We start from the raw sequence: 689 nt of genomic DNA on the forward strand, positions 1-689 counted from the left end.
ACGGTGATGTTGCCGCCCTCGATGGTGATGTTGGCGCCGCCCGCCGTCGACAGGCGGATGCTTTTCGCCGCCGCCCAGTCGATGTGCGCGGCGGCGCTGACGATATTGACTTCCTCGCGCGCCTGCACGTTGAGCACGTCGGCCTGCGCCTGCAGGTCGATGGCTTGCTTGGCGGCAATCAGTTGCAGACCGATATTGTTCTCGCCCGCCTTGACCACGCCGGCCAGCGCGCCGATGGCCTGGCCGCTGTGCACGCGCAACTGGCCGCCGCCGACGAACTGGGTGTCTTGGCCGCTCATCAGGGAGGTGGTTTCGCCATTGACCAGCTGGATATCCTGGCCCGCCAGCACGCCCAGGCCGGCACGGGCGGCGATGGCGATGATGGCGTCGCTGCTGTGCGGCAGCTTGTCGTCGCCGGGGCTGGTCGGCTTGCCCGCCGCATCGCGCCTGGCGGCGGCCGTATTTTCCTGGCTCAGCATGCCGGAGACGCTCGTCTGGAACGCTGGCAAGGGCGCCGCCTTTTCGTCGAGCACGCTGGCATTCGCCTTGGCCGGGCCCAGGTGGCTGGCATACGCGACCGTCTTGTGCGTGACGGCGGCGGCGCTGAAGGTTGCACCCAGCTTGGCTGCCTGCTTGAGCAAGACCATGCCCGGTGCATTGTCGCCGGCCGGATCGCGCGCCTGCGCGTC

1 protein-coding gene is annotated in these 689 nt (G+C 68.8%); it reads right to left on the reverse strand.

Annotated features, from left to right (window positions below):
* Positions 1–689: DUF2345 domain-containing protein (locus CSQ93_RS28530; RefSeq protein WP_158301419.1), on the reverse strand; the 689-nt coding region annotated here is incomplete at both ends.

Source organism: Janthinobacterium sp. BJB426 (assembly GCF_002735705.1).
In the GTDB taxonomy this organism is placed as follows: domain Bacteria; phylum Pseudomonadota; class Gammaproteobacteria; order Burkholderiales; family Burkholderiaceae_D; genus Janthinobacterium.